Raw genomic sequence first — 24,009 nt, 5'->3', positions numbered from 1 at the left:
CCGGGCCTAGGGCGTCGGGTCGGTCTTCAAGCGCGGCACGCCGTCCGCCGGCGGCAGGCTGCCGACATCCAGGTGCGACGAGGCTTGCCCGGTGCCCAGCGAATTGCGCACCCATACCAGTTCGGCGGCCACCGCCACGGCGATTTCCGCCGGGGTGCGGCTGGCGATGCGCAGGCCTACCGGGCCGTGCAGCCGCGCTATCTGGGCATCGTCCAGGTCGAACTGGCGTAGCCGCTCGCGCCGCTTGGCCTGGTTGGGACGCGAGCCCAGCGCGCCCACGTAGAAGGCGGGCGACTTCAGGGCCTCCAGCAGCGCCATGTCGTCGAGCTTGGGATCATGGGTAAGGGCGACGATGGCCGTGCGCTCGTCCACGCCGATCTCCAGTACGGCATCGTCCGGCATGCTGGTGATCAGCGTGCCATGGGGCGCGTCCCAGCCCGCGTACAGCTCTTCGCGCGGGTCGCAGACCAGCACGCGGAAATCGAGCATCGCGGCGATGCCGCACAGCGCCCGGGCGGTCTGGTTGGCGCCGATGATCAGCAGCCGCCATTGCGGGCCGTACACCGAGCGCAGCACGCGGCCGTCGAAATCCGGCCCGTCCGCCGGGCTGGCCGGGGCCAGCGTACAGGCGCCGGAGTGCAGGTCGAGCGTGCGCGCCACCAGGCGCTGCTGGCCGATGTCCGCCAGCACGGCGTCCAGCCATTGGGTACCTTGCAGCGGCTCCACCACCAGGCGCAGCGTGCCCCCGCAGGGCAGGCCGAAGCGGGCTGCCTCGTCGCCGGTCACGCCATAGGTAATGCGGTCGGGATGGGCGGGCAGGGAGCCGGCGCGGGCGCGCGCGATCAGGTCGTCCTCGACACAGCCGCCCGACACCGAACCGATCATGCGGCCGTCGCCGCGCAGGGCCATCAGCGCGCCGGCCTGGCGCGGCGCCGAGCCCCAGGTCTGGGCCACCGTGGCCAGGTGCACGGCATGCCCGGCAACGACCCAGTCGCGCGCCTGGCGCAGTACATCCATGTCGAGCGGATTCATGAGCTTGGGTTTCCTGTGTGCAGATCTTGGGGGACGTCGATGTCGCGCAATACGCCCGCATCGTCGCATTCGATTTCCAGTACACCATGGCGCGCCAGCAGTGCCCGGGCCCCGACGTCGCCGTCGAGCTCGGCCAGTTCGGCCAGGTATTGTCCGCCGAACACCACCGGGTGGCCGCGCCGGCCGTCGTACAACGGCGCGACGATGCGATCGCCGGCGGCGTGCTCCAGCAGCCGGCGCAGGGTGTCGGGGCGCAGCCATGGCATGTCCGCCAGGGCCACGACGCAGCCGGGCAGCTGGCCGCCGGGAGCGGGGCGATCGAGCAAGTGTCGGGCCGCGGCGGCCAGCGACACGCCCATGCCGCGCGGCGCGGGCGGCGCCGTCAGGATGGAGCACCCCAGGCGCGAGAGCAGGGCCGGCAGTTCGGGCGGGCGGCTGGCGACCACCGCGATCGTGTCGGGCAGGGCGCCCAGCAGCGTGCTGGCGCTGGCCTCGGCCACCGGGCGGCCGTCGGGCAGGCAGGCCAGCAGCTTGTTGGCGGCATCGCGCAGGGCTCGCCGCGCGGCGAGGTAGCGCGCGCCTTCGCCCGCCGCCAGCAGGACGCCTACCCAATGATGCACCGCCGATGTCGTGGACAAGTTCCCTTCCATAACCTGGAGCCGATTCCGAGGTTATGCCCGGGTGACGGGCAGCGTCAAGCGGCTGGCGCCGGCGTCAGGGGCGCACCAGCGCCGGCCGGGCGCGATAGTAGGCGCGGTAGGCGCGGGCCAGGTTGTCGACCTTGGGCTGGTCGTTGATGATGATGTATGGACTGTCCGGGTGCCGCGCCAGGTAATCCTGGTGGTAGTCTTCCGCCGGGTAGAAGCCCTGGAGGGGTTCTATCGCCGTGGCCAGCGGGCCGGGATAGGCGCCGGAGCTGTCGAGCTGCGCGATGTAGGCTTCGGCGACCTGGCGCTGCGCCGCGTCGGCCGGGAAGATGGCCGAGCGGTACTGCGGCCCCACGTCCGGGCCCTGGCGGTTGCGCTGGGTCGGGTCGTGGACCACCGAGAAGTAGATCTGCAGCAGCTTTCCATAGCTGACGCGGGCCGGGTCATAGGTGATGCGCACCGCCTCGGCATGCCCGGACCGTCCGCCGCTGACGGTCTCGTAGTCGGCGGTGGCGGCGCTGCCGCCGGCGTAGCCCGAGAGTGCCTCGCGGACCCCTTCGACATGCTGGAACACCGCCTGCACACCCCAGAAGCAGCCGCCCGCGAGTACCGCCGTGGCCGTGCCGCCGGCGGCGGGCACGTCGCGGGCCGGCGGCGGGATCTCGAATACGGCATCGGCCGCGCGGCCGGCCGGCTGGATGGCGAGCCAGCCGGCCATGGCCAGCAGCCCGGCGCCGGCCAGCCGCAGGCAGGCGGCGCGGCGGCCCGGGGCGGCCGGCGGCGGCGAATTACGGGTTCTCATCATGACGGGCTCCTTGTCGAGGCGGCCGGCGATGCCGACGGCGCGAACTGCATTGCCGCGCCGTTCATGCAGTAGCGCAGGCCGGTTGGCGGCGGCCCGTCGTCGAACACGTGGCCGAGGTGGCCGCCGCAGCGCGCGCAATGGACCGAAGTGCGGACCATGCCGTAGCTGTGGTCGCCGGCCGTGCCGACGGCGTGCGGCAGGGGTTGCCAGAAACTGGGCCAGCCGGTGCCGCTGTCGAACTTCGTGCCTGACGAGAACAGCGCCTGCCCGCAACCGGCGCAGGCGTATGTGCCGGCCCGGTGCTCGTGGTCCAGCGGACTGGAATAGGGCCGTTCGGTGCTCGCCTGGCGCAGGATGCGGTATTGCTCGGGAGTGAGCAGGGCGCGCCATTGCGCGTCGCTGCGGACAACAGGGAAGTCGGCGGGCGCGGCTTGCGCCACGCCGTGGCGCAAGCCGGCCAGGACGCCCAGCAGGCTCGCCAGCGCGGCGCCGCCGCCGGCGGCCAGGAATGATCTACGGGTCGGTTTCACAGTGTGCTCCGCATTGGGCGGCGGTGGGCTCCCGTACCGGAGCGGCCACCCCGCCGGCAAGGTGGCGATTATTTCTTCATGCCATCCTTCGACATGCCGGAGCCTTTTTGCATGCTGTCTTTCGACATTCCGTCCTTCGACATGTTGTCATGCTTGCCCATGCCGTCGCGGGACATCGAGCTTTTCGACATGCCATCCTTGGCCATGCCATCCTTCGACATGCCGCCATGCTTGCCCATGCCGTCGCGGGACATCGAGCTTTTCGACATGCCGTCCTTGGCCATGCCGTCCTTGGCCATGCCGTCCTTGGCCATCTGGTCGGCGGCGAACGCGCTGCCTGCGGCCAGCGCCAGGCACATCGAGAAAACGCAGGTGGAGAGCTTGTTCATGGTGAGGTCCTCGTGGTTGTCGCGGCCGCGCCGCGGGTGGAAAATCATCGGAACCGGCCGGCCTAGGGCCTGCTCCTTTTAGAGCGAGCAGGCCCTAGCTGCCGCCGAACCAGTTGTAGCCCTGGTCTTCCCAGTAGCCGCCGGGGTAGGTGTTGGTCACGAAAATCGCCTGGATGTGCTTGGGGTTCTTGTAGCCAAGCTTGGTCGGCATGCGCAGCTTCATGGGGAAGCCGTACTCGGCGGGCAAGGTCTGGCCGTCATAGGTCAGCGCCAGGAGGGTCTGCGGATGCAGCGCCGTGGGCATGTCGATGCTGGTGTAGTAGTCGTCGGCGCACTTGAACCCGACATACTTGGCCTGCCGGTCGGCGCCCACGCGCTCGAGGAAGTCCGAGAAGCGCACGCCGCCCCACTTGCCGATGGCGCTCCAGCCCTCCACGCAGATGTGGCGGGTGATCTGATCCACCTGCGCCATGCCGCGCAGTTCCTGCAGGCGCCAGGCGCGCTTGTCGGCGACCAGCCCGGTCACCTCGAGCCGGAACGAGGCTTCGTCCACTTGCGGCACGTCCTCGATGCCGTAGTAGGCATTGAAGGGAAAGGGGCGGGTGATCATCGATTCCGGATAGGTGGGCGCCAACTGGTTCGGATCGAAGATTCCGGCCTGCACGCGGTCGTTGAAGCGCGAGATGGCCGCCAATGCCTGTTCAACGCTGTCGTCATCGCTGAGACTGCAACCGGTCAGCATGGCCAGCCCGCCCAGGGTCAGCGTGCGTTGCAGGAATGCCCTGCGCGCGGGCTGCTGGACACGCGGGGCCAGCAGTTTGCGGGCTTCCTTCAGAATGGCCGGGCCATCCAGGCCGGAGAGCGCGATAGGCTTGGGAATCTTCATGCCTGTCTCCTCAACGGCCACGGATCATGGTCATGAGCGTGCGCGGCACCAGCGCCACCATGGCCAGGTGCACGGCCACGAAACCCGTCAACAAGGCCATGGCGATGAAATGCACGTAGCGCGCCGCCTCATAGCCGCCCATCAGCGTTCGCAGCGTCTCGAACTGCACCGACTTCCAAAGCACCAGGCCGGACAGCACCAGGACGACGAGGTCGATCACCGCGAACAGGTATGCCGCGCGCTGCACCTGGTTGTAGCGGCGCGGGTCGGCGTGCGACAGCCGCCCGCGCAGCGCGGCGGCCAGGTCGGCCGCGATGCCGCGCGCCGACAGCGGGAAGAAACGCCGGATCAGCCGGCCGCTGGCCAGGTTGCATCCCAGGTAGAGCAGGCCGTTGCCGGCCAATAGCCACATGCCGGCAAAATGCCATTGCAGCGCGCCGCCCAGCCAGCCTCCCAGGGTGATGTCGGCGGGGAACACGAAATCGAACAGCGGCGCGGCGTTGTAGATGCGCCAGCCGCTGGCCGTCATGATGAGCACGGCCAGCGCATTCACCCAGTGGGTGGCGCGTACCCAGGCGGGATGCGCGGCGGGGCTGCGGCTTGCCGCGGCGGCACGGAGAAGCGGGTTCGATGGAGTAGCCATGCGGTGATTCTTGCCCGCCGCGCATGGCGAAGTCCTCACGCAAACTTAAATTAAATGTGATAACTGGCTGGCCGCGATTGGCGACAATAGCGGATACTGAACCGGCTTCCATACGCCCCGCCACGCCATGCCCAAACGCATCCTGATCGTCGAGGACGATGTCCATATCGCGGACCTCCTGCGCCTGCACCTGCGCGACGAGGGCTATACCGTGGCCCATGCCGCCGATGGCGACGATGGCCTGCGCCAACTGGAGGCCGGGCGCTGGGACGCGCTGGTGCTGGACCTGATGTTGCCCGGCATCGACGGCCTCGAGATCTGCAAGCGGGCCCGCGCCATGGCCCGCTACACGCCCATCATCATCACCAGCGCGCGCTCCAGCGAGGTGCACCGCATCCTGGGGCTCGAACTCGGGGCGGACGACTACCTGGCCAAGCCTTTTTCCATGCTGGAGCTGGTGGCGCGGATCAAGGCGCTGCTGCGCCGCGCCGACGCGCTGGAGCGCAATGTCCGCCTGGAGGCCGGCCGGCTCGAACTGGCGGGCCTGTCGATCGACCCGCTGGCGCGCGAGGCGGTCGTGAATGGCCGGCCGCTCGAGCTCACCCCGCGCGAATTCGACCTGCTGTATTTCTTCGCGCGGCATCCCGGCAAGGTCTTTTCCCGCATGGACCTGCTGAACCAGGTCTGGGGCTACCAGCACGAAGGCTACGAGCACACGGTCAACACCCACATCAACCGCCTGCGCACCAAGATCGAGGACGATCCGTCCGAGCCGCGCCGCATCCTGACCGTCTGGGGCCGCGGCTACAAACTGGCGGCCGCCGGAGACGCGCCATGAGCCGATTGACCCTTACCCAGCGCCTGTCGGCCGTGTTCGCCCTGCTGCTGCTGGCCTGCTGCGGCGCGTCGGCCTGGCTGCACATGGCGGCCAACGAGCGGTACCAGCAGGAAGTGATCCAGCGGCTCTCGAGCGGGCTGGCTGCCCACATTGCCGCTAGCCGCCCCTTGATGGACGCCGACGGCTGGAATCGCGACGCCGTGCGGCTGCTGTTCGACCAGTTGATGGCCGTCAACCCGGCGGTGGAGGTCTACCTGCTGGACAACGCCGGGCGCATCGCCGCCGATGCCGCGCCGGCTGGCCGCGTCAAGCTGGATCATGTCGATCTCGCGCCGCTGCGCCGATTCCTGGCGGGCGAACCGCTGCCGATCGGCGGCGACGACCCGCGCAGCCCGGGCCTGCAAAAGGTCTTCAGCGCCGCGCCCATTCAAGTGAACGGCCGCGACCGGGGCTATGTCTACGTCGTCCTGCAGGGCGAAGCGCATGATGCGCTGGCCTCGGCCGTGTCGGCCAGCGCGGTGGTGCGCACGACGCTCTGGACCATCGCCTTGGTGGCGCTGCTGGGACTGGTCGCCGGGTTGGTCGCTTTTGCCCTGATCACCCGGCCCCTGCGCGCGCTGACCCAGGCAGTGCGCAATTTCGATGGCGACGGCGCCGCGGCGGCGGCCCTGCGCCGTGCCCACGATGACGCGGCGGGCGAACGCGCCGACGAGATCGCCGTGTTGCGCCGCGCCTTCGCGCAGATGGGCCAGCGCATCGCCGAGCAGTGGCGCGAACTGACGCGCCAGGACCAGCAGCGGCGCGACCTGGTCGCCAATATTTCGCACGACCTGCGTACGCCGCTGACCTCGCTGCACGGCTACCTGGAAACGCTGCGCTTCAAGGACGAAACGCTGGCGCCGGACGAGCGCCGGCGCTATCTGGACACGGCGCTGGGGCAAAGCCGCAAGGTCGGCCGGCTGGCGCAAGAACTGTTCGAGCTGGCCCGCCTGGAATCCGGGCTGGTGCAGCCCGAGCTCGACACTTTTTCGCTGCCGGAGCTGGTGCAGGACGTGATCCAGAAATTCGAACTGGCGGCCGAGGCGCGCAGCCAGCGGCTCGGCATCGAGTTTTCGCGCGACCTGCCGGCCGTGCGCGCCGACCTGGGCATGATCGAGCGAGTCTTGACCAACTTGCTGGACAACGCCATCCGGCACAGCCCCCCCGGCAGCCGCATCGAGGTCCGGTTGGGCAGCGCCGAGCAGGGCGTCGAGGTGCGGGTCAGCGATACCGGCCCCGGCATCCCGGCCGAGCTGCGTGCCGGCCTGTTCACGCGCGCCTCGGTGCTGACCCAGCAGCGCCGCGACAGCGGCGGCCTGGGCCTGGTGATCGTGCATCGCATTCTGCAACTGCACCGCAGCGAAATCCGCCTGCTCGACGAGCCGGGCCAGGGCGCGGTGTTCCGCTTCCTGCTGCCGGCCGGGCGCTGAGCCGGCACCGGCCTCAGGACGGGCCGGCGTCCCCGGCCGGCGGATCGACCGGCGCCAGCGGCAGGCCGAGCAGGCGCGCCAGCGTGCGCGCGTCGCCGGGCGCCTTGACCTTCACATCGTTGTCGAAATAGCAGTAGATGTCGCGGCTGCGCCATGCCCGCGCGGCGCGCGGGCCGGCGCGGCGCGCATCGGCGGGTTCGCGGCCGCGCGACCAGGCGCGGATGCGCGCCGCCCAGCGCCGCAGCGCCGCCTCGGTGTAGCCGCTGGCGTACAGCTCGCGGTCGCCATGCAGCCGCAGGTAGGCGAAATCGGCCGTGGCGTCTTCCAGCAACGGCCATTTGCCCGCGGTGTCCGCGGTGACCAGGGCCACGCCGCGGGCGCGCAGCATCTGCACGAATTCCGGGCAGGTGAAGCTCTCGTGGCGGATTTCCACGGCGTGCCGCAGCGGGCGCCGCGGCCCGGGATCCAGCGCCGCGCGCCCGGCCATGCGTTCGTCATGGCGGCGGGCCAGGCGCGCGGCGGCATCGGTATCGTGGGGCAGCAGGTCCAGGAAACGCTCGAAACGCTCCGGGTCGAAGCGCATCGACGGCGGGAATTGCCACAGGATCGGCCCCAGTTTCTCGCGCAGCTCGAACAGCCCCGAGGCCAGGAAGTTGGCCAGCGGCGTTTCGACCTCGCGCAGCCGCAGCCGGTGCGAGATAAAGCGCGTGCCCTTGACGCTGAACACGAAGCCGCGCGGCGTGGCGTCGCGCCAGCGCGCGAACCACTCGGGCCGCTGCAGCGAGTAGAACGTGCCGTTGATCTCGATGGTAGGCACCTGGTGCGACGCGTAGGTCAGTTCTTGCGACTGCGGCAGGTCGTCGGGATAGAAGCTGCCGCGCCAGGGTGCGTAGCGCCAACCGGAGATGCCGATGCGGATCGCGCTGGGGGTAGCCGGGCGTGTCATGATCAAGAATGGAGGCGGAAAGCCGCGACGCCAGCAAGAAGCGGGCCGCGCTCTCAGGTGTGCGGGGCGTAGGTGCCCGACAGGGCCGCCGCCGCCTCCTGCATGAGGGGCAGCCATTCGCGCGCCTGATCGATGCTCAGGCGCGCCGCCGGGGCGTGCAGCGCCACGGCGGCGATCGCGCGCCGGCCTTGCAGGATGGGCACGGCCATGCAGACGATGCCGACCAGGAATTCCTCGCGGTCGAAGCTGGCGCCTTCCTTGCGCACTGCGCGCAATTCGCGCTCCAGCGCCGCCGCGTCGCACAGCGTGTTGGGCGTATAGCGGGGCAGGGGGGCGGCGGCCAGCAGGCGCGTGCGCGCTTCCTTGCGCATGTAGGCCAGGAACAGCTTGCCGCTGGCGGTGCAGTGCAGCGGGACGCGCGAGCCGGGTTGCAGGTTCAGGCGCAGCGGCCAGGCGGTTTCGACGCGATCCAGGTACATGACCTCGTCGCCGTCGAGCATGGTGCAGTTGCAGGTTTCGCCGATCTGGTCGACCAGGCTGTCCAGGATGCGCCGCCGCGCGGCGCGCAGCGGCGAGTTGAGCAGGGTGTCGCGCGCCAGGGCCGCCAGGCGCGGTCCCGACACATAGGACTTGCCGGCCGGCTCGCGCAGCAGCATGCCGGCGTCGACCAGCCGCGACAGGATGCGCAGCACGGTCGGCTTGGGCAGGCCGGTGGCCTGGGTCAGGGCAGCCAGGCTGACCGGCTGCTCGGACTGCGCCACGTGCTCCAGCAAGGCCAGCGCGCGCAGCGCCGCGGAACCGGGTTCTTCGCTCATCTTTCAAAAATTGAAGTTTCTGGCGGTCTCGCGCATCGTCGCACAAAACACGCGAAAAATGAAACGCCGGCCTATGGCAAGGCCGGCCCCGCTTCTGCAGAATCGATCCCATTGTGCCGCGCGACAGGCGTGCGGCCGCGCATCTGCCAGGAGAGGAGCATGAGCAAGGTACACATGACGCCCAGCGAGGCCTTTGTCGAGACGCTGGTCGCCCAGGGCGTGAAAGATGTCTTCGGCATCGTGGGCTCGGCCTTCATGGACGCCCTGGATCTGTTCCCGGCGGCCGGCATCCGCTTTGTGCCCACCGTGCACGAACAGGGCGCCGCCCACATGGCGGACGGCTATTCGCGCGTGACCGGCCGGCATGGCGTATGTATCGCCCAGAACGGCCCCGGCATTACCAATTTCGTGACCGGCGTGGCGGCGGCCTACTGGGCGCACAGCCCGGTGGTGGCCATCACGCCGGAAACCGGCACTTCCGGCATGGGGCTGGGCGGCTTCCAGGAAACCGAGCAGTTGCCGATTTTCTCGCGCATCACCAAGTACCAGGCGCACGTCAACCGGCCGGACCGCATCGCCGAATTCACCGGCAAGGCATTCGACAATGCCATGGCGGAACGCGGCCCCACGCAGTTGAATATTCCGCGCGACTATTTCTATGGGGAAATCGACGTCGCCATTCCCGCGCCGCGCCGGGTGCGCCGCGGGCCGGGAGCCGACGAGGACCTGGACGCGGCCGCACGCCTGCTGGCCGAAGCGCGCTTTCCCGTGATCGTGGCCGGCGGCGGCGTGCTGTTCTCCGGCGGGCAGCCGGAATGCATCGCGCTGGCCGAGCTGCTGGGCGCCCCGGTGGTCACCAGTTACCTGCATAACGATGCCTTCCCGGCCGACCATCCGCTATGGTGCGGTCCGCTGGGCTACCAGGGCTCGAAGGCGGGCATGAAGCTGCTGGCCCAGGCGGACGTCGTGCTGGCGCTGGGCACGCGCCTGGGGCCGTTCGGCACCTTGCCGCAGCATGGCCTGGATTACTGGCCGCAGCAGGCCCGCATCATCCAGGTCGACGCCGATCACCGCATGCTGGGACTGGTGCGACCGGTATCGGTGGCGGTATGCGGCGACGCCAAGCCGGCTGCGGCCGCCCTGACGGCGCGCCTGGCCGCGACGCAGCCGGCCTGCCTGGGCAACCGCGAGGAGCGCGGCGCCCGCATCGCGGAAGAAAAGAAGCAGTGGGAACAGGAACTGGACAGCTGGTCGCACGAGCGCGACGACTGGAGCCTGGACATCATTTCGCGCGGCGGCGGCCGCATGCATCCGCGCCGCATGCTGCGCGAGCTGGAACGCGCCATGCCGGACCATGTCATGGTGTCGACCGACATCGGCAATATCTGCTCGGTGTCCAACAGCTATCTGCGCTTCCGGGAGCCGGACTCGATGCTGGCCGCCATGAGCTTCGGCAATTGCGGCTATGCGCTGCCCGCCCTGATCGGCGCCAAGCTGGGCCGCCCCGACCGGCCGGCGGTCGCCTACGTGGGCGATGGGGCCTGGTGCATGAGTTTCCAGGAATTGCTGACCTGCGTGCGCGAGGAAATCCCCGTCACCGCGGTGGTGTTCCATAACGGCCAGTGGGGCGCGGAAAAGAAGAACCAGATCGATTTCTACGGCCGGCGCTTTGTCGGCAGCAACCTGAAGAACCCGGACTTCGCCGCGCTGGCGCGCGCCATGGGCGTGCAGGGGATGCGGGTGGAGCACGCGGACCAGGTCGGCGACGCCCTGCGCGCGGCCTGCCAGGCCCAGTCCGAGGGCAAGACCACCGTGCTCGAGATGATGGTCAGCCAAGAGCTGGGCGACCCGTTCCGGCGCGACGCGCTCAAGCAGCCGGTGCGCTTGCTCGACAAATACAAGTCCTATGTGAACGAAGCGTTCCGGCCCGGCGAGGTGCCGCTGCCGATCGAGCCAGTGCGCAACTGATTCTGCGGATAGTGGAACGGTCTCGCGCCTTGCCGTTCCATTTTCTGCATTTTCCGGCTGAATCTCAGCCGCGGCGCGATTGTCCGCGAAGCGTTGCGGCGGTAGCCTGATCCGGCATCTTGCAAGGCCGGTTCGGGCCGCAGGATCCGGCGGGCGTGCCGATGCAACAACCATAAATCCAGACCACGTTCGACGTGGAGGAGGCGCAGACATGATGCACTGGAAGAAATGGCTGGGCGGCGCGCTGGGCGCGCTCGCCCTGGCGGCCGCGGGCGCTGCGCAGGCGGCGCCGCAGGTCATGCGGATCCAGACCGCGGTGCCCAACAGCAGCATGTATTTCGAGCTGATGCAGCGCTGGGGCCAGCGCATCGAGAAGATGTCGGGCCAGCGGCTGAAGGTCGAGATCCTGCCCGACGGCGCGGTGGTGGCGGCGTTCGAGATACTCGACGCGGTGGACAAGGGCATTGTCGAGGGCGGCTATGCCTGGACGCACTACTGGTCGGGCAAGCACCCGGCCGCCGGGCTGTTCAGCAACCCGATGGCCGGGGCGGGCACCGGCCTGGACCAGATATCCCATGTGGCGTGGCTGTATGAGGGCGGCGGCAACCAGTTGCTCGATCGCTTCTATCACGACGTCCTGAAGGCCGACGTCGAGGTCTTCATGCTGCAGCCCATGGGGCCCGACCCGCTGGGTTGGTTCAAGGCGCCGATCAGCAGCGTGGCCGACTTCCAGCGGCTGAAATACCGTTCCCCACCGGGCATCACGGGCGAGATCTTCAAGGAGATGGGCGTCTCCGCGGTGGCGCTGCCGGGCGGCGAGATCGTGCCGGCCGCCCAGCGCGGCGTCATTGACGCAGCCGAATGGATCGGGCCGGCCGACGACGTGAACCTGGGCCTGCAGACGATCTGGAAGAACTACTACCTGCAGGGCCTGCACCAGTCGACCGACGTGGGCGAGGTGCTGATCAACCGGTCCTTCTGGAAGCAGCTGCCCGATGACCTCAAGGAAATCGTGCGGGTGGCGTCCCTGGCCAGCATCGGCGAGACCTACACCTTCAATGTGGCGCGCAATGCCCGCGCGCTGGAAAAGCTCAAGGCGCAGAACGTGACGGTGCGGGATACCCCCCCGGACTTCTATCCCGCCTTCGTGAAGGCCACCAATACGGTGCTGGACCGCTATGCCGCCAAGGACCCTTTCTTCAAGGAAGTGCTGGACTCGCAGCGCCAGTTCGGCAAGACCGTGGTGCCGTACTGGACCAAGATCCTCGACTTGTACGCGGGCCTGGGCCATGCCGCGATGAAGGACAACCCCTAGGGCGGACAGCTCTGGCGCGCCGGGCCCTCGCCGGCCGGGCGCCGCACAATGGAGGCGCGCATGCAAGAGGACTCGCGGCTGGCCGGCGCCGTCATGCGCGTGACGCGGATACTGGACCGCATCACGCGCTGGTCCGGCTGGATCGTCGCCTGGATGATCCTGCCCATGGTCGGGTCGCTGGTCTATGAGGTCGTCGGTCGCTACTTTTTCAATGCCCCCACCGTGTGGGCCTATGACATGACGTATATGTTGTACGGCTCGTTCTTCATGCTGGGATCCGCCTACACGCTGCTGCGCAAGGCTCATATCCGCACCGACCTGTTCTATGACCAATGGCCGCCGCGCGTGCAGGGCGCGGTCGACCTGGCCTGCTACCTGCTGTTGTTCTTTCCGGCCTTGACCCTGTTCCTGTTCGTCGGCTGGGACTATTTCTGGGCTTCTTTCCAGCGCAATGAACGCATCGTCACGAGCCCATGGATGCCGATCGTCTGGCCCTTCAAGGCCGCCATTCCGCTGGCCACTGCCTTGCTGCTGCTGCAAGGGCTGTCGGAGACGCTCAAGAGCATCCATGCCGTCGCGCGGGGAGAGTGGCCATGAGCCCGGAACTGCTGGGAGTGGCCTCGCTGGCGGTGCTGGTGCTCGCGATCTTTGCCGGCTTTCCCATCGTATTCACCTTGATTGCGGTGGCCCTGGGAGTGGGCTGGCTGGCGCTGGGCAAGCTGGCCCTGCATTTGATGACGCTGCAGTTCTTCTCGGTCATGCGCGACCCGACCCTGGCGGCGGTGCCGTTCTTCCTGTTCATGGGCTTCCTGCTGGAACAATCCGGGCTGGCGCAGCGCCTGTTCCGCGGCGTGCAGTTGCTGCTGGCCGGCGTGCGCGGTTCGCTCTATCTGGCGGTGCTGATCACAGCCACGATCTTCGCCGCCGCCACCGGCATCGTCGGCTCGTCAGTGACGCTGCTGGGCGTGATGGCGGCGCCCACCATGATCAAGAGCGGCTACGACGCCCGCATGAGCGCCGGCGCCATCACGGCGGGCGGCACGCTGGGCATATTGATTCCGCCCTCGGTCATGCTGATCGTGATGGGGCCGGTGGTGGGCGTGCCCGCCACCGAGCTGTTCGCCGCCGCGGTCGTCCCGGGCCTGCTGTTGTCGGCGCTGTTCATCCTGTACACCCTGGTACGCAGCCATCTGAACCCGGCGCTGGGGCCGCCGCTGCCCGCGCCGCTGCGCCGGCCGCTGGGCTATGCGCTGAAAGAGCTGGCGCTGGGGTCGGCGCCGGTGGTGGTGGTGATCCTGTCCACGCTGGGCGTGATCCTCGCCGGCATCGCCACCCCGACCGACGCGGGCGCATGCGGGGCCTTCGTCACGCTGCTGTTGACGCTGGCCTACCGCAAGATGAGCTGGCCGTCCTTCAAGCGTGCGCTGTTCGCCACGCTGGAGATCTCCTGCATGATCCTGCTGCTGGTGGCGGCCTCAAATTACTTTGGCGCGGTGTTCTCGCGCCTGGGCAGCGCCGAGTACCTGGCCGGCCTGCTCACGGCGCTGCAATTGTCGCCCACGCTCACCCTGCTGCTGATGCTGGCGCTGATTTTCCTGCTGGGATGGCCGTTGGAATGGGTGCCGATCGTGCTGATCGTGGTGCCCATCTTCCTGCCGGTGGTGCGGCAGCTCGGCATCGACCCGATCTGGTTCTGCACGCTGGTGGCGGTCTGCCTGCAGACGGCGTGGATGTCGCCGCCGGTGGCGCTGTCGGCGTACTTCCTGAAAGGCGCCGCGCCGCAATGGAGCCTGAAGGACATTTACCTGGGCATGCTGCAGTTCATGGGTCTGCAAGTAGCCGGCCTGCTGCTGGTACTGTGGTTCCCGCAGCTGGCGCTGTGGCTGCCCACTTTGTTGAGGGAGTAGGGCGGCACATGAATGGTGAAGCATTGTTCGACCCGGTGCGCGAAGCGGCGCGGTCATGCGGCCGGCCGCGTACCGCGGTAGCCTATCCGATGACAGTCGAGTGCCTGCAGGCCGCGGCGCAGGCGCGCGCCGAAGGCTACATGGAACCGGTGCTGGTCGGCCCGGCCGGCCGCCTGCGCGAGCTGCTCGCCGCGCTGGCCGGCGCGACCGCGGACATGGAGATCCACGATACGGGCAACGACGAGCGCGCCGCCGCCTGCGCCGCCGCCGCACTGGCGCGCGACGGGCAGGTCGACATGCTGATGAAGGGCAGCCTGCATACGGACCATTTCATGGCCGCCGTGGTGGCGCGCGATGCCGGCCTGCGCACCGCGCGGCGCATCAGCCATGCCTTCGTGATGGCGGTGCCGGCGTATCCCAAGCTGTTCCTGGTGACCGACGCCGCGGTCAATATCGCGCCCGGCCTGGCCGAGAAAGCCGACATCGCGCAGAACGCCATTGACCTGGCGCGCGCGCTCGGGGTGGCGCGCCCGAAGGTGGCGGTGCTGTGTGCCACCGAGTCGGTGAACCCGGCCATGCCGGCCACGCTGGATGCCGCCGCGCTCTCGAAAATGGCCGACCGGAGACAGATCGAAGGTGGGCAGATCGACGGGCCGCTGGCGTTCGACAACGCGATCTCGGCCCAGGCGGCGCAACTCAAGGGGATCACCTCTGCCGTGGCGGGCGACGCCGACATCCTCCTGGTGCCCGATATCGAGGCCGGCAATATGATCTACAAGGAATTGACGTGGCTGGCCGGGGCCTCGATGGCGGGGCTGGTGCTGGGCACGCGCGTGCCGGTGCTGCTGACCAGCCGCGCCGACTCGGCGGCCGCGCGCATCAACAGTTGCGCGGTGGCGGCCCTGTACGGACGGTGGCTGGCGACGGCGCGGTCTGCATGACCGGGCGCGCCATGGCGGTTTACGACTACATCGTGGTGGGCGCCGGATCGGCCGGCTGCGTGCTGGCCAATCGCCTGTCGGCCGACGGGCGGCACACGGTATGCCTGCTGGAGGCGGGTCCGCCCGACCGCAGCCCCTGGATCCACCTGCCGATCGGCTACGCCAAGACCATGTTCCACCCCGTGTTGAACTGGGGGTTCTATACCGACCCGGACCCGGGCATGTTGGGACGCCGCATCTACTGGCCGCGCGGACGCACGCTGGGCGGCAGCAGCAGCATCAACGGCCTGATCTACGTGCGCGGCCAGCGCCAGGATTACGATGAATGGGCAGGGCAGGGCAACCCCGGATGGAGCTGGGAGGAATGCTTGCCTTATTTTCGCAAGCTCGAGTGCAACGACCTGGGGCCGGGGCCGACGCGCGGCACCGAGGGGCCCGTGCATGCCAGTTCGATCCGGGCGCGCCACCCCTTGATCGAAGCCTTCATCGAAGCGGCCCAGGGCGCATTCGGCCTGCCGCGCCGCGACGATTTCAATACCGGCGACAACGAGGGCGTGGGCTACTACCAGCTGAGCACGTATCGGGGGCTGCGCTGTTCGGCGGCGCGCGCCTACCTGAAGCCGGCGCGCGGGCGGGCCAACCTGCATATCCGCACCGGCGTGCTCGCCGCCCGCGTGGTGTTCCAGGGCAGCCGCGCCGCGGCAGTGGAGACGCTGGCTGGCGGGCGCCGCGAGACCCTGGCCGCGCGGCGCGAAGTGCTGCTGTGCGCGGGCGCCATCCAGTCGCCGCAATTGTTGCAACTGTCGGGCATCGGCCCGGCCGGGCTGCTGGGCGGGCTCGGTATTCCGGTGCGCGTGGATGCGCCGGGGGTGGGCGCGAACTTGCAGGACCATCTGCAATTCCGCCTGATGTGGCAGGTGGCGCGGCCCATCACCACCAACGACCAGCTACGCACGCTGGGGGGCCGCGTGCGCATCGGCCTGCAGTGGGCATTGACGCGCTCCGGCCCGCTGGCGGTGGGCATCAACCAGGGCGCGCTGTTCGGGCGCGCCCTGGCGGAGTCGACGCGGCCCGATGTGCAATTCCATGTGGCGACCCTGTCGGCCGACATGGCCGGCGGCGCGGTGCACGACTTCCCGGGCTGCACGCTTTCGGTCTGCCAATTGCGGCCGCGCTCGCGCGGCACGGTGCGCATCACCAGCAGCGATCCGCGCCAGCCGCCCGCCATACAGCCGAACTATCTTTCCGACGAGCTCGATCGCCGCACCGCGGTGGCGGGGGTACGCTATGCGCGCCGCCTCGCCGCGGCCCGGCCGCTGGCCGACCTGCTGGCGCGCGAGCACCGGCCCGGCTCCGGGACGGACAGCGATGAAGACATCCTGCATTTCTGCCGCGAGCATGGCGCCACCATCTTCCATCCCAGCGGGACGGCGCGCATGGGACCGCAGGGAGACCCGCTGGCGGTGGTGGATGCGCGCCTGCGGGTGCATGGGGTGCAGGGCCTGCGGGTAGTGGACTGCTCGGTCATGCCGACGTTGGTCTCGGGCAATACCAATATCCCGGTTATCATGGTTGCAGAAAAGGCGGCAGACCTGATCCTCGCCGATGCAACTTGAGTGTTGGTCCAAACGAGTCTGGCGGACTGGTACTAAGCTGAGCCGGGTCGAGCCGATACCCTAACCGGAAAGACCACTTTGAAAGGGGAAGACCATGCGCAGCATGCGGCAAGCAATGGTCGCGGCGGCTACAGCCGCCGCGTTGGCCTGGGGAACATGGGGAGGCGCGGCCGAAGCGCCGGCAAAAGGCGGGACGCTGGTCATCGGCTCGACGCAGGTGGCGCGCCATCTCAACGGCGCCGTGCAATCCGGCATCGCGACCGCAATGCCGAGCACGCAACTGTTCGCGAGCCCGGTGCGCTTCGATGCCGAATGGAAGCCGCATCCGTACCTGGCCGAGTCCTGGAAACTGTCCGACGATGGCAAGACCCTGACGCTGCACCTGCGCAAGGACGCGCTGTTCCACGACGGCAAGCCGGTGACGTCCGCCGACGTGGCGTTCTCGATCATGGCCATCAAGCAGAACCACCCGTTCCAGACCATGCTGGCGCCGGTCGAGAAGGTGGACACGCCCGACCCGCACACGGCGGTGGTGCACATGAGCCAGCCGCACCCCGCGATCCTGCTGGCCATGTCGCCGGCGCTGATGCCGATCCTGCCCAAGCACGTGTACGACGACGGCCAGGACCTGAAGTCCCATCGTCTCAATTCGGCGGGAGTGGTCGGCTCGGGTCCCTTCAAGCTGAAAGAGTTCAAGCCGGGCCAGGAGGCCGTGCTGGAGCGCTTCGACAAATTCTTCCTGGCCGGGCGCCCGTACCTGGACCGCATCGTCATCAAGATCAACCCCGATGCCACCAACTTGCTGATCGGACTCGAGCGCGGCGACATCGATGTGTTGCCGTACATGACCGACCCCACCATCCTGCGCCGCGCCAAGGACAACCCGGCGATCACCATGACGGACCGGGGCTACGAGGGGATCGGGGCACTGAGCTGGGTGGCCTTCAACACTGCCCGCAAGCCGCTCGACGATGCGCGCGTGCGCCAGGCCATCGCCTACGCGACCGACAAGAAATTCATCGTGCGCGCCTTGAACGCGGGTTTCGCCAAGCCCGCCGACGGCCCGATCATCGGCACCAGCCCATTCGCCAGCGCCGACCTGCCGGCCTACCCGCTCGACCTGAAGAAGGCGGCGCAATTGCTCGAAGACGCCGGCTACAAGGAAAAAGACGATGGCACCCGGCTGTCGCTGACCATAGACTACATGCCGGGCAGCGACGTACAGGGCAAGAACGTCGCCGAATACCTGCGCAGCCAGCTCAAGAAGATCGGCATCGCCGTGCAAGTGCGCGCATCCCCGGACTTCCCGACCTGGGCCAAGCGCATCGCCAGCCACGACTTCGACATGACCACCGACATCGTCTTCAACTGGGGCGACCCGGTGATCGGCGTGCACCGCACCTACCTGTCGAGCAACATCCGCGACATTATCTGGACCAATACCCAGTCATACCGCAATGACCGCGTCGACGAGCTGCTCGAGCAGGCCGGCCGCGAAACCGACGCCGCCAAGCGCAAGGCGCTGTACGCGGAATTCCAGAAGCTGGTCATGACCGACCTGCCCATCATGTTCCTGACGGTGATCCCGTACCACACCCTGGCCACCAAGCGCGTGCACGCCTTGCCGGACGGCATCTGGGGCCTGCTGTCGCCGCTGGATGAAACCTGGGTCGCGCAGTAGGAGGACCCATGCTGCGCTTCTTGCTGCGTCGCCTGGTGTATGCGGTCGTGTTGCTGCTGGCCGTGGTCTCGCTGAATTTCCTGTTGATCCATATCTCTCCCGGCGATCCGGTAGAGACCATCGCCGGCTCGATGGGCGGCTTGAGCGAGGACCTGCGCGCGCAACTGCGGGCGCAGTATGGCCTGGACAAGCCATTCCTGGTGCAGCTCGGCATCTACCTGGGCCAGGTCCTGCAAGGCGACCTGGGCTATTCGTATTTCTTCAACCTGCCGGTGGCGGACCTGATCTGGCAGCGCGTGCCGGCCACGCTGCTGCTGGTCATTACCGCCGTGCTGGCCGCCTTCCTGGTGGGGACCTTCCTGGGCACGCTGGCGGCGCGCAAGCCGAACGGCCCGCTGTCGCAGGCGGTGACGCTGCTGTCCATCGTCGGCTACTCGGCGCCCGTGTTCTGGATGGGCATTGTGCTGATCATCCTGTTCGCCTCCGTGCTGCCGATCTTCCCGGTGTCCGACATGCGCTCGGCCGGCGCCGACGAATCCGGCTGGGCGGGCGTGCTGGACGTGCTGCACCACCTGGTGCTGCCGGCCTTCACGCTGGCGTTCGTCTACCTGGCGCAGTACAGCCGGCTGGCGCGGGCCAGCGTCATGGACGCGCTGTCGGCGGACTACATCCGCACCGCCCGCGCCAAGGGCCTGTCCGAGCGCCGCGTGCTGTACAAGCACGCGTTGCGCAACGGCGTGCTGCCGGTGGTCACCATGCTGGGGCTGCAGTTCGGCAACGTGCTGGCCGGCGCCATCCTGGTGGAGACAGTATTCAACTGGCCGGGCCTCGGGCGCCTGGCGTTCGACTCGGTGCTGCGGCGCGACTATCCCACCATGCTGGGCATCCTGCTGTTCGCGTCCCTGCTGGTGGTGGTCATGAACCAGCTCACCGACCTGGCCTACCGTCTCATCGACCCGAGGATCAAGACGACATGAACCGAGCCCAGATCCTGTCGCCCGCGGCGGTCGCGCCGGCCGCGCGGCCGCCCGGGCAGGCGCGCGAAGCCCTGCGCGTGTTCCTCCGCAACCGCACGGCGGTATTCGGCCTGGTGCTGTTGCTGCTGATCCTGGCCATCACATTGGCCGGACCCTGGCTGATGCCGGGCGACCCGTTCGAGATCGCCGCGGCGCCCATGGAGCCGCCCGGCTCGGAATACGCCCTGCTGGGCAGCGACTACCTGGGCCGCGACGTCCTGATGGGCCTGGTGCACGGCGGGCGGGCCACGCTGCTGGTGGGGGTGGTGGCGGCGGTGCTGTCCGTGCTGATCGGCATCGTGGTCGGCGCGCTGGCCGGGTACTACGGCGGCTGGGTCGACGACCTGCTGATGCGCATCACGGAGTTCTTCCAGGTGCTGCCCACGCTGCTGTTCGCCATGGTGCTGGTCACCCTGTTCAGTCCCACGCTGGCGACCATCGCCATCGCCATCGGCGTGGTCAGCTGGACCGGCACCGCGCGCCTGGCGCGCGCCGAGTTCCTGCGCCTGAAGCGGCGCGAATACGTGCTGGCCGAACGGGTCATCGGCGCCGGCAATGGGCGCATCATCTGGCAAGTGATACTGCCCAACGCCATGGCGCCGCTCATCGTGTCCGCCACGCTGGCGATCGGCACCGCCATCCTGTTCGAGGCGGGCCTGTCCTTCCTGGGACTGGGCGACCCCAACATCATGAGCTGGGGCCTGATGATAGGCAGCAATCGTCCGTACATCCTGACGGCGTGGTGGGCCGTCACGCTGCCCGGCGCGGCCATCTTCCTGACGGTGCTGGCCGTCAGCCTGATCGGCGACGGCCTGAACGACGCGCTCAACCCGACGCTGCGAGGCCGCGAATGAGCGCCGCCGTGCCTGTACTCGAGGTCGAGCGCCTGAGCGTGGCGTTCCATGCGCGCGGCCGCAGCGCCGCGGTGCTCAACGAGATCAGCTTTACGCTGATGCCCGGCGAGACGTTGTGCCTGGTAGGCGAGTCCGGTTGCGGCAAGAGCATGACCGCGCTGGCGATCATGCGGCTGGTCCCGCCGGCCGGCCGCATCGAGGGCGGCTCGATCTCGCTGCGCGGCGCGGACCTGGCGGCCTGCGACGAGGCGGCGCTGCGGCGCATCCGCGGCAACCAGATCTCGATGATCTTCCAGGAGCCGATGACCGCGCTGAACCCCGTCTATACCGTCGGCGACCAGATCGGCGAATCGCTGCGCCTGCACCAGCAGCTCGACAAGGCGGCGGCGCGCGCCAAGGCCATCGAGATGCTGCGCTCGGTGGGCATCCCCGCGCCCGAACGGCGCGTCGACGAGTACCCCCACCAACTGTCGGGCGGCATGCGGCAGCGCGTCATGATCGCCATCGCGCTGGCCTGCGACCCGCACGTGCTGATCGCCGACGAGCCGACCACCGCCCTCGACGTCACCGTGCAGGCCCAGATCTTCGATCTGCTGCGCGAGCAGCAGCAACGGCGCGGCACCGCGGTGCTGCTGATCACTCACGACATGGGCGCGGTCGCGGAAATGGCCGACCGCGTGGTCGTGATGTATGGCGGCAGGGTGGCGGAGGAGGGCCCGGTGGCCGACATCCTGGCCCGGCCCGCGCACCCATACACCCGCGGCCTGATCGCCTGCCTGCCCGAACTGGACCCCGCGCCCGGCGACGCGCGGCCCGACCTGCCGGAAATCCCTGGCATGGTGCCGCCGGTATGGGAGCGGGGCGCCGGCTGCCCGTTCCACGACCGCTGCGCCCAGGCCATGCCGCGCTGCGCGCAGGAGTTTCCGCCCATGTTCGCGGCCGGGCCGCGGCACCGCGCGGCCTGCTGGCTGCACGAAGGAGCCACACCATGAGCGCAGCCACCGCAACCCCGCTGCTGTCGGTGCGCGACCTGCAGGTCCATTTTCCCGTCGGGCGCGGCCATTGGCGCGCCGGCGCCGCCGTGGTGCGGGCGGTGGACGGCGTGTCGTTCGACCTGGAGCGCGGCCGCACCCTGGCCATTGTCGGCGAGTCGGGCTCGGGCAAGACCACCACCGCGCTGTCGGTCATGCGGTTGGTCGAACCCACGGCGGGGTCGATCCATTTCGACGGCGTCGACGTGACAGCCTCGCGGGGAGCCGCATTGCGTGCGCTGCGGCGGCGCTTCCAGCTGATCTTCCAGGACCCGTATTCTTCGCTCAACCCGCGCCAGCGCGCCGGCGAGATCGTGCGGGCGCCGCTTGACTTGCTCAAGGTCGGCCAACCCGCGGGACGCGAGGCGCGCGTGGCAGAACTCTTCGCGCAGGTAGGGTTGCGCCCCGAACAACGCCAATTGTTCCCGCACCAGTTCTCGGGGGGCCAGCGCCAGCGGCTGAATATCGCCCGGGCGCTGGCCAGCGCGCCGGACTTGATCGTCTGCGACGAACCGGTATCGGCGCTGGACATTGCCATCCGCGCGCAGATACTCAATCTGCTGCGCCGCATCCAGCGCGAGCAGGGCCAGTCGTTCCTGTTCATCTCGCATGACATGGCGGTGGTGCAGCATATTTGCGACGACATCGCCGTGATGTACCTCGGGCGCATCGTCGAGCGCGCGCCGCGCCAGGCTTTCTTCAACCGGCCGCTGCATCCGTACAGCGTGGCGCTGATGTCCGCGGTGCCGACCGTGCACGGCGGCCGCGAACGGGCGCGCCAGCGCATCCGGCTGGCAGGGGACCCTCCCAGCCCGCTGCAACCGCCGCCGGGCTGCGGGTTTGCCGGCCGCTGCCCGGTGGCGCAGGCCCGCTGCCACGCCGAGCCGCCTACGTTGCGCGAAACCGCCGCCGGCCACCTGGTGGCCTGTCACCTGGTCGACGTGCGTGAAGGCGTCGCGCGCCCGCCGCTGGCGCCGGGCGCCGCCACGCCTTCCACCGAACCCCAACCGCAAAGGAGCGCCGCATGACCTCGCCATCGTCCGCGACCACGATCTTCCGGGCCCGCGCCATCCTCACCATGAACCCGGCCCAGCCCGAGGCCACCCACGTGGCCGTGCGCGACGGCCGCATCCTGGGCGTGGGCGATGCCGAGAGCCTGCAAGGCTGGGGCGCCGCGACCGTGGACGAACGCTACGCGGACCACGTGCTCATGCCGGGCCTGGTGGAGGGCCATTGCCACTTGCCGGAGGGCGGCATGTGGACCTTCGTCTACGTCGGCTACTACGACCGGCGCGGGCCGGATGGCCGCCTGTGGCAGGGGCTGACCAGTTTCGAGGCCGTATGCGCCCGCCTGCGCGAGGCCGAGGCAGACTTGCCGGACGGCCAGGCGCTGGTCGGCTGGGGCTTCGATCCCATCTACTTCGACAGCGGGCGCATGACCGTGCGCGAGCTCGACACCGTATCGGCTACGCGTCCCGTGGTGGTGATGCACGCCAGCATGCACCTGATGAACGTCAACAGCGCCATGCTGGCGCGGGCGGGCATCGACCGGGACACCGACATCGAAGGCATCACTCGCTTTGACAACGGCGAGCCGACGGGGGAATTGTGCGAGTTCGCGGCCATGTTCCCCGTCATGCGCCTGATCGGCAACCCGTTCCGCACCATCGGCTTGACGGAGCGCGGCTTGCGGCTGTTCGGGCAGGTGGCGCAACTGGCCGGCGTCACCACGGCCACCGACCTGGTCAACGAATTGAACGAAGAGGGCATCGATACCCTGGCGCGGATCAGCGCGGAAGCGGATTATCCCGTGCGGATTGTCCCGGCCGCGTCGGCCATGGCCTTCGCGGGCGACCCCGCCGCCTGCCTGCGGCGGCTGGAGCAGCTCAAGCAGCGCAACCACGACAAGCTGCGCCTGGGCATGGTCAAGCTGGTGGTCGACGGCTCCATCCAGGGCTTCACCGCGCGGCTGCGCTGGCCGGGCTACTACAACGGCGCGCCCAATGGCATCTGGGTGACGCCCCCCGACGTGCTGGACGAGACCGTCATGGCCTACCACGCGGCGGGCGTGCAGCTGCATATCCACACCAACGGCGACGAGGCCACCGAAGTGGCCATCCGCGCAGTCGAGCGCGCCCTGCAGCGCCATCCGCGCGCCGACCACCGGCATACCCTGCAGCACTGCCAGATGGCCGACGCCGCCCAGTTCCGGCGCATGGCCCGGCTGGGCATGTGCGCCAACCTGTTCGCCAATCACATCTACTACTGGGGCGACGCGCACTATGCGCAGACCATGGGCCCCGACCGCGCCAACCGCATGGACGCCTGCGCCACCGCCGCCCGACTGGGCGTGCCGTACGCCATCCATTCCGACGCGCCCATTACCCCGCTTGGCCCCTTGTTCACCGCCTGGTGCGCGGCCAACCGCCGCACGGCCGGCGGCCGGGTACTGGGCGAATCCGAGCGGATCGGCGTCGACGCGGCGCTGCATGCCATCACCCTGGGCGCCGCCTATACCTTGCACCTGGACCACGAAATCGGCTCGATCGAGATCGGCAAGCGCGCTGATTTCTGCGTGCTGCGCGAGGACCCGCGCACGCTTGGCGCGGCAGGCCTGAAAGACGCGGGCGTCGTGCAGACCGTGGTGGGCGGCCTGCCGCTGGCGGCTCCGGGAAGCTGA

At 69.0% G+C, this 24,009-nt stretch carries 23 protein-coding genes; 14 read left to right on the top strand and 9 right to left on the bottom strand.

What is annotated here, in order from left to right; genetic code table 11:
- Window positions 1-6: 6 nt before the first annotated feature.
- The 7 genes from ACKTT0_RS21055 to ACKTT0_RS21025 all read right to left on the bottom strand — a co-directional run bounded on the left by ACKTT0_RS21055 (window position 7) and on the right by ACKTT0_RS21025 (window position 4,932).
- Window positions 7-1,032 carry an XdhC family protein gene (locus ACKTT0_RS21055; protein WP_407851717.1) on the bottom strand — a complete coding sequence of 342 codons (1,026 nt, stop codon included), beginning with the start codon at window positions 1,030-1,032 and terminating at the stop codon, window positions 7-9.
- A complete protein-coding gene (locus ACKTT0_RS21050; RefSeq protein WP_407851716.1) occupies window positions 1,029-1,670 on the bottom strand; it encodes a nucleotidyltransferase family protein in 642 nt (213 codons plus the stop codon). Before ACKTT0_RS21050 ends, ACKTT0_RS21055 begins: the two co-directional genes overlap by 4 nt.
- A gap of 76 nt (window positions 1,671-1,746) precedes the next feature.
- Window positions 1,747-2,481, bottom strand: coding sequence for a peptide-methionine (S)-S-oxide reductase MsrA (msrA, locus tag ACKTT0_RS21045; RefSeq protein ID WP_407852473.1), 735 nt, complete (start codon window positions 2,479-2,481; stop codon window positions 1,747-1,749).
- The gene (msrB, locus tag ACKTT0_RS21040; protein ID WP_407851715.1) at window positions 2,481-3,014 is read right to left on the bottom strand and encodes a peptide-methionine (R)-S-oxide reductase MsrB; all 534 of its coding nucleotides are present in this window, start codon (window positions 3,012-3,014) and stop codon (window positions 2,481-2,483) included. Before msrB ends, msrA begins: the two co-directional genes overlap by 1 nt.
- Before the next feature lie 68 nt (window positions 3,015-3,082).
- Window positions 3,083-3,403, bottom strand: coding sequence for a pentapeptide MXKDX repeat protein (locus tag ACKTT0_RS21035; protein ID WP_407851714.1), 321 nt, complete (start codon window positions 3,401-3,403; stop codon window positions 3,083-3,085).
- A gap of 94 nt (window positions 3,404-3,497) precedes the next feature.
- Complete coding sequence (locus ACKTT0_RS21030) at window positions 3,498-4,289, bottom strand: molybdopterin-dependent oxidoreductase (RefSeq protein ID WP_407851713.1); 792 nt, start codon at window positions 4,287-4,289, stop codon at window positions 3,498-3,500.
- Between the two features lie 10 nt (window positions 4,290-4,299).
- On the bottom strand, window positions 4,300-4,932 hold the full coding sequence (locus tag ACKTT0_RS21025) for a cytochrome b/b6 domain-containing protein (protein ID WP_407851712.1): 633 nt from the start codon (window positions 4,930-4,932) through the stop codon (window positions 4,300-4,302).
- 127 nt (window positions 4,933-5,059) lie between these two features.
- Between ACKTT0_RS21025 and ACKTT0_RS21020 the strand changes: the two genes are divergently transcribed.
- Together ACKTT0_RS21020 and ACKTT0_RS21015 are read left to right on the top strand one after the other, a co-directional pair.
- A complete protein-coding gene (locus tag ACKTT0_RS21020) occupies window positions 5,060-5,770 on the top strand; it encodes a response regulator transcription factor (RefSeq protein WP_407851711.1) in 711 nt (236 codons plus the stop codon).
- Window positions 5,767-7,239 (top strand): sensor histidine kinase, encoded by a 1,473-nt coding sequence (locus ACKTT0_RS21015; protein WP_407851710.1) that lies wholly within the window; start codon window positions 5,767-5,769, stop codon window positions 7,237-7,239. Before ACKTT0_RS21020 ends, ACKTT0_RS21015 begins: the two co-directional genes overlap by 4 nt.
- A 13-nt stretch (window positions 7,240-7,252) precedes the next feature.
- On the opposite strand, the gene ACKTT0_RS21010 is transcribed toward ACKTT0_RS21015, so the two are convergent.
- Together ACKTT0_RS21010 and ACKTT0_RS21005 are read right to left on the bottom strand one after the other, a co-directional pair.
- Window positions 7,253-8,185, bottom strand: coding sequence for a DUF72 domain-containing protein (locus ACKTT0_RS21010; RefSeq protein WP_407851709.1), 933 nt, complete (start codon window positions 8,183-8,185; stop codon window positions 7,253-7,255).
- A 53-nt stretch (window positions 8,186-8,238) separates the two neighbouring features.
- On the bottom strand, window positions 8,239-9,000 hold the full coding sequence (locus ACKTT0_RS21005; protein ID WP_407851708.1) for an IclR family transcriptional regulator: 762 nt from the start codon (window positions 8,998-9,000) through the stop codon (window positions 8,239-8,241).
- A gap of 159 nt (window positions 9,001-9,159) precedes the next feature.
- On the opposite strand from ACKTT0_RS21005, the gene xsc reads away from it, so the two are divergent.
- The 12 genes from xsc (at window position 9,160) to ACKTT0_RS20945 (ending at window position 24,009) form a co-directional block, all read left to right on the top strand.
- Window positions 9,160-10,968, top strand: coding sequence for a sulfoacetaldehyde acetyltransferase (xsc, locus tag ACKTT0_RS21000; RefSeq protein WP_407851707.1), 1,809 nt, complete (start codon window positions 9,160-9,162; stop codon window positions 10,966-10,968).
- Between the two features lie 211 nt (window positions 10,969-11,179).
- Window positions 11,180-12,283 (top strand): TRAP transporter substrate-binding protein, encoded by a 1,104-nt coding sequence (locus ACKTT0_RS20995; RefSeq protein WP_407851706.1) that lies wholly within the window; start codon window positions 11,180-11,182, stop codon window positions 12,281-12,283.
- A gap of 60 nt (window positions 12,284-12,343) precedes the next feature.
- Window positions 12,344-12,880, top strand: a complete 537-nt coding sequence (locus ACKTT0_RS20990) for a TRAP transporter small permease subunit (RefSeq protein WP_407851705.1) — start codon at window positions 12,344-12,346, stop codon at window positions 12,878-12,880.
- A complete protein-coding gene (locus ACKTT0_RS20985; protein ID WP_407851704.1) occupies window positions 12,877-14,190 on the top strand; it encodes a TRAP transporter large permease in 1,314 nt (437 codons plus the stop codon). Before ACKTT0_RS20990 ends, ACKTT0_RS20985 begins: the two co-directional genes overlap by 4 nt.
- 8 nt (window positions 14,191-14,198) lie before the next feature.
- On the top strand, window positions 14,199-15,131 hold the full coding sequence (locus ACKTT0_RS20980; protein ID WP_407851703.1) for a bifunctional enoyl-CoA hydratase/phosphate acetyltransferase: 933 nt from the start codon (window positions 14,199-14,201) through the stop codon (window positions 15,129-15,131).
- Window positions 15,128-16,747, top strand: coding sequence for a GMC family oxidoreductase (locus ACKTT0_RS20975; RefSeq protein ID WP_407851702.1), 1,620 nt, complete (start codon window positions 15,128-15,130; stop codon window positions 16,745-16,747). Before ACKTT0_RS20980 ends, ACKTT0_RS20975 begins: the two co-directional genes overlap by 4 nt.
- Window positions 16,748-16,841: 94 nt before the next feature.
- Window positions 16,842-18,428, top strand: a complete 1,587-nt coding sequence (locus tag ACKTT0_RS20970; RefSeq protein ID WP_407851701.1) for an ABC transporter substrate-binding protein — start codon at window positions 16,842-16,844, stop codon at window positions 18,426-18,428.
- Window positions 18,429-18,436: 8 nt separating this feature from the next.
- On the top strand, window positions 18,437-19,405 hold the full coding sequence (locus ACKTT0_RS20965; RefSeq protein ID WP_407851700.1) for an ABC transporter permease: 969 nt from the start codon (window positions 18,437-18,439) through the stop codon (window positions 19,403-19,405).
- Window positions 19,402-20,298, top strand: coding sequence for an ABC transporter permease (locus ACKTT0_RS20960; protein WP_407851699.1), 897 nt, complete (start codon window positions 19,402-19,404; stop codon window positions 20,296-20,298). Before ACKTT0_RS20965 ends, ACKTT0_RS20960 begins: the two co-directional genes overlap by 4 nt.
- Window positions 20,295-21,290 carry an ABC transporter ATP-binding protein gene (locus ACKTT0_RS20955; RefSeq protein WP_407851698.1) on the top strand — a complete coding sequence of 332 codons (996 nt, stop codon included), beginning with the start codon at window positions 20,295-20,297 and terminating at the stop codon, window positions 21,288-21,290. The genes ACKTT0_RS20960 and ACKTT0_RS20955 overlap by 4 nt, the downstream gene beginning before the upstream one ends.
- Window positions 21,287-22,357: an ABC transporter ATP-binding protein gene (locus ACKTT0_RS20950; protein ID WP_407851697.1), complete on the top strand. Its 1,071-nt coding sequence runs from the start codon at window positions 21,287-21,289 to the stop codon at window positions 22,355-22,357. Before ACKTT0_RS20955 ends, ACKTT0_RS20950 begins: the two co-directional genes overlap by 4 nt.
- Window positions 22,354-24,009, top strand: a complete 1,656-nt coding sequence (locus ACKTT0_RS20945) for an amidohydrolase (RefSeq protein ID WP_407851696.1) — start codon at window positions 22,354-22,356, stop codon at window positions 24,007-24,009. The genes ACKTT0_RS20950 and ACKTT0_RS20945 overlap by 4 nt, the downstream gene beginning before the upstream one ends.

The organism is Bordetella saccharivorans (assembly GCF_045862855.1).
Classification (GTDB): Bacteria; Pseudomonadota; Gammaproteobacteria; order Burkholderiales; family Burkholderiaceae_B; genus Bordetella_A; species Bordetella_A petrii_F.
This window is presented reverse-complemented; position numbering and strand designations above follow the sequence as displayed.

What these genes read in the sequence shown, in the direction of transcription:
- ACKTT0_RS20945 (WP_407851696.1), top strand. Translation starts at nt 22,354, where the DNA reads ATGACCTCGCCATCGTCCGCGACCACGATCTTCCGGGCCCGCGCCATC.
- ACKTT0_RS21025 (WP_407851712.1), bottom strand. Translation starts at nt 4,932, where the DNA reads ATGGCTACTCCATCGAACCCGCTTCTCCGTGCCGCCGCGGCAAGCCGC.
- ACKTT0_RS20970 (WP_407851701.1), top strand. Translation starts at nt 16,842, where the DNA reads ATGCGCAGCATGCGGCAAGCAATGGTCGCGGCGGCTACAGCCGCCGCG.
- ACKTT0_RS20985 (WP_407851704.1), top strand. Translation starts at nt 12,877, where the DNA reads ATGAGCCCGGAACTGCTGGGAGTGGCCTCGCTGGCGGTGCTGGTGCTC.
- ACKTT0_RS20960 (WP_407851699.1), top strand. Translation starts at nt 19,402, where the DNA reads ATGAACCGAGCCCAGATCCTGTCGCCCGCGGCGGTCGCGCCGGCCGCG.
- ACKTT0_RS21005 (WP_407851708.1), bottom strand. Translation starts at nt 9,000, where the DNA reads ATGAGCGAAGAACCCGGTTCCGCGGCGCTGCGCGCGCTGGCCTTGCTG.
- ACKTT0_RS20975 (WP_407851702.1), top strand. Translation starts at nt 15,128, where the DNA reads ATGACCGGGCGCGCCATGGCGGTTTACGACTACATCGTGGTGGGCGCC.
- ACKTT0_RS21015 (WP_407851710.1), top strand. Translation starts at nt 5,767, where the DNA reads ATGAGCCGATTGACCCTTACCCAGCGCCTGTCGGCCGTGTTCGCCCTG.
- ACKTT0_RS20990 (WP_407851705.1), top strand. Translation starts at nt 12,344, where the DNA reads ATGCAAGAGGACTCGCGGCTGGCCGGCGCCGTCATGCGCGTGACGCGG.
- ACKTT0_RS20965 (WP_407851700.1), top strand. Translation starts at nt 18,437, where the DNA reads ATGCTGCGCTTCTTGCTGCGTCGCCTGGTGTATGCGGTCGTGTTGCTG.
- ACKTT0_RS21020 (WP_407851711.1), top strand. Translation starts at nt 5,060, where the DNA reads ATGCCCAAACGCATCCTGATCGTCGAGGACGATGTCCATATCGCGGAC.
- ACKTT0_RS20955 (WP_407851698.1), top strand. Translation starts at nt 20,295, where the DNA reads ATGAGCGCCGCCGTGCCTGTACTCGAGGTCGAGCGCCTGAGCGTGGCG.
- ACKTT0_RS20980 (WP_407851703.1), top strand. Translation starts at nt 14,199, where the DNA reads ATGAATGGTGAAGCATTGTTCGACCCGGTGCGCGAAGCGGCGCGGTCA.
- ACKTT0_RS20995 (WP_407851706.1), top strand. Translation starts at nt 11,180, where the DNA reads ATGATGCACTGGAAGAAATGGCTGGGCGGCGCGCTGGGCGCGCTCGCC.
- ACKTT0_RS21030 (WP_407851713.1), bottom strand. Translation starts at nt 4,289, where the DNA reads ATGAAGATTCCCAAGCCTATCGCGCTCTCCGGCCTGGATGGCCCGGCC.
- ACKTT0_RS21010 (WP_407851709.1), bottom strand. Translation starts at nt 8,185, where the DNA reads ATGACACGCCCGGCTACCCCCAGCGCGATCCGCATCGGCATCTCCGGT.
- msrA (WP_407852473.1), bottom strand. Translation starts at nt 2,481, where the DNA reads ATGAGAACCCGTAATTCGCCGCCGCCGGCCGCCCCGGGCCGCCGCGCC.
- ACKTT0_RS21055 (WP_407851717.1), bottom strand. Translation starts at nt 1,032, where the DNA reads ATGAATCCGCTCGACATGGATGTACTGCGCCAGGCGCGCGACTGGGTC.
- ACKTT0_RS20950 (WP_407851697.1), top strand. Translation starts at nt 21,287, where the DNA reads ATGAGCGCAGCCACCGCAACCCCGCTGCTGTCGGTGCGCGACCTGCAG.
- ACKTT0_RS21035 (WP_407851714.1), bottom strand. Translation starts at nt 3,403, where the DNA reads ATGAACAAGCTCTCCACCTGCGTTTTCTCGATGTGCCTGGCGCTGGCC.
- xsc (WP_407851707.1), top strand. Translation starts at nt 9,160, where the DNA reads ATGAGCAAGGTACACATGACGCCCAGCGAGGCCTTTGTCGAGACGCTG.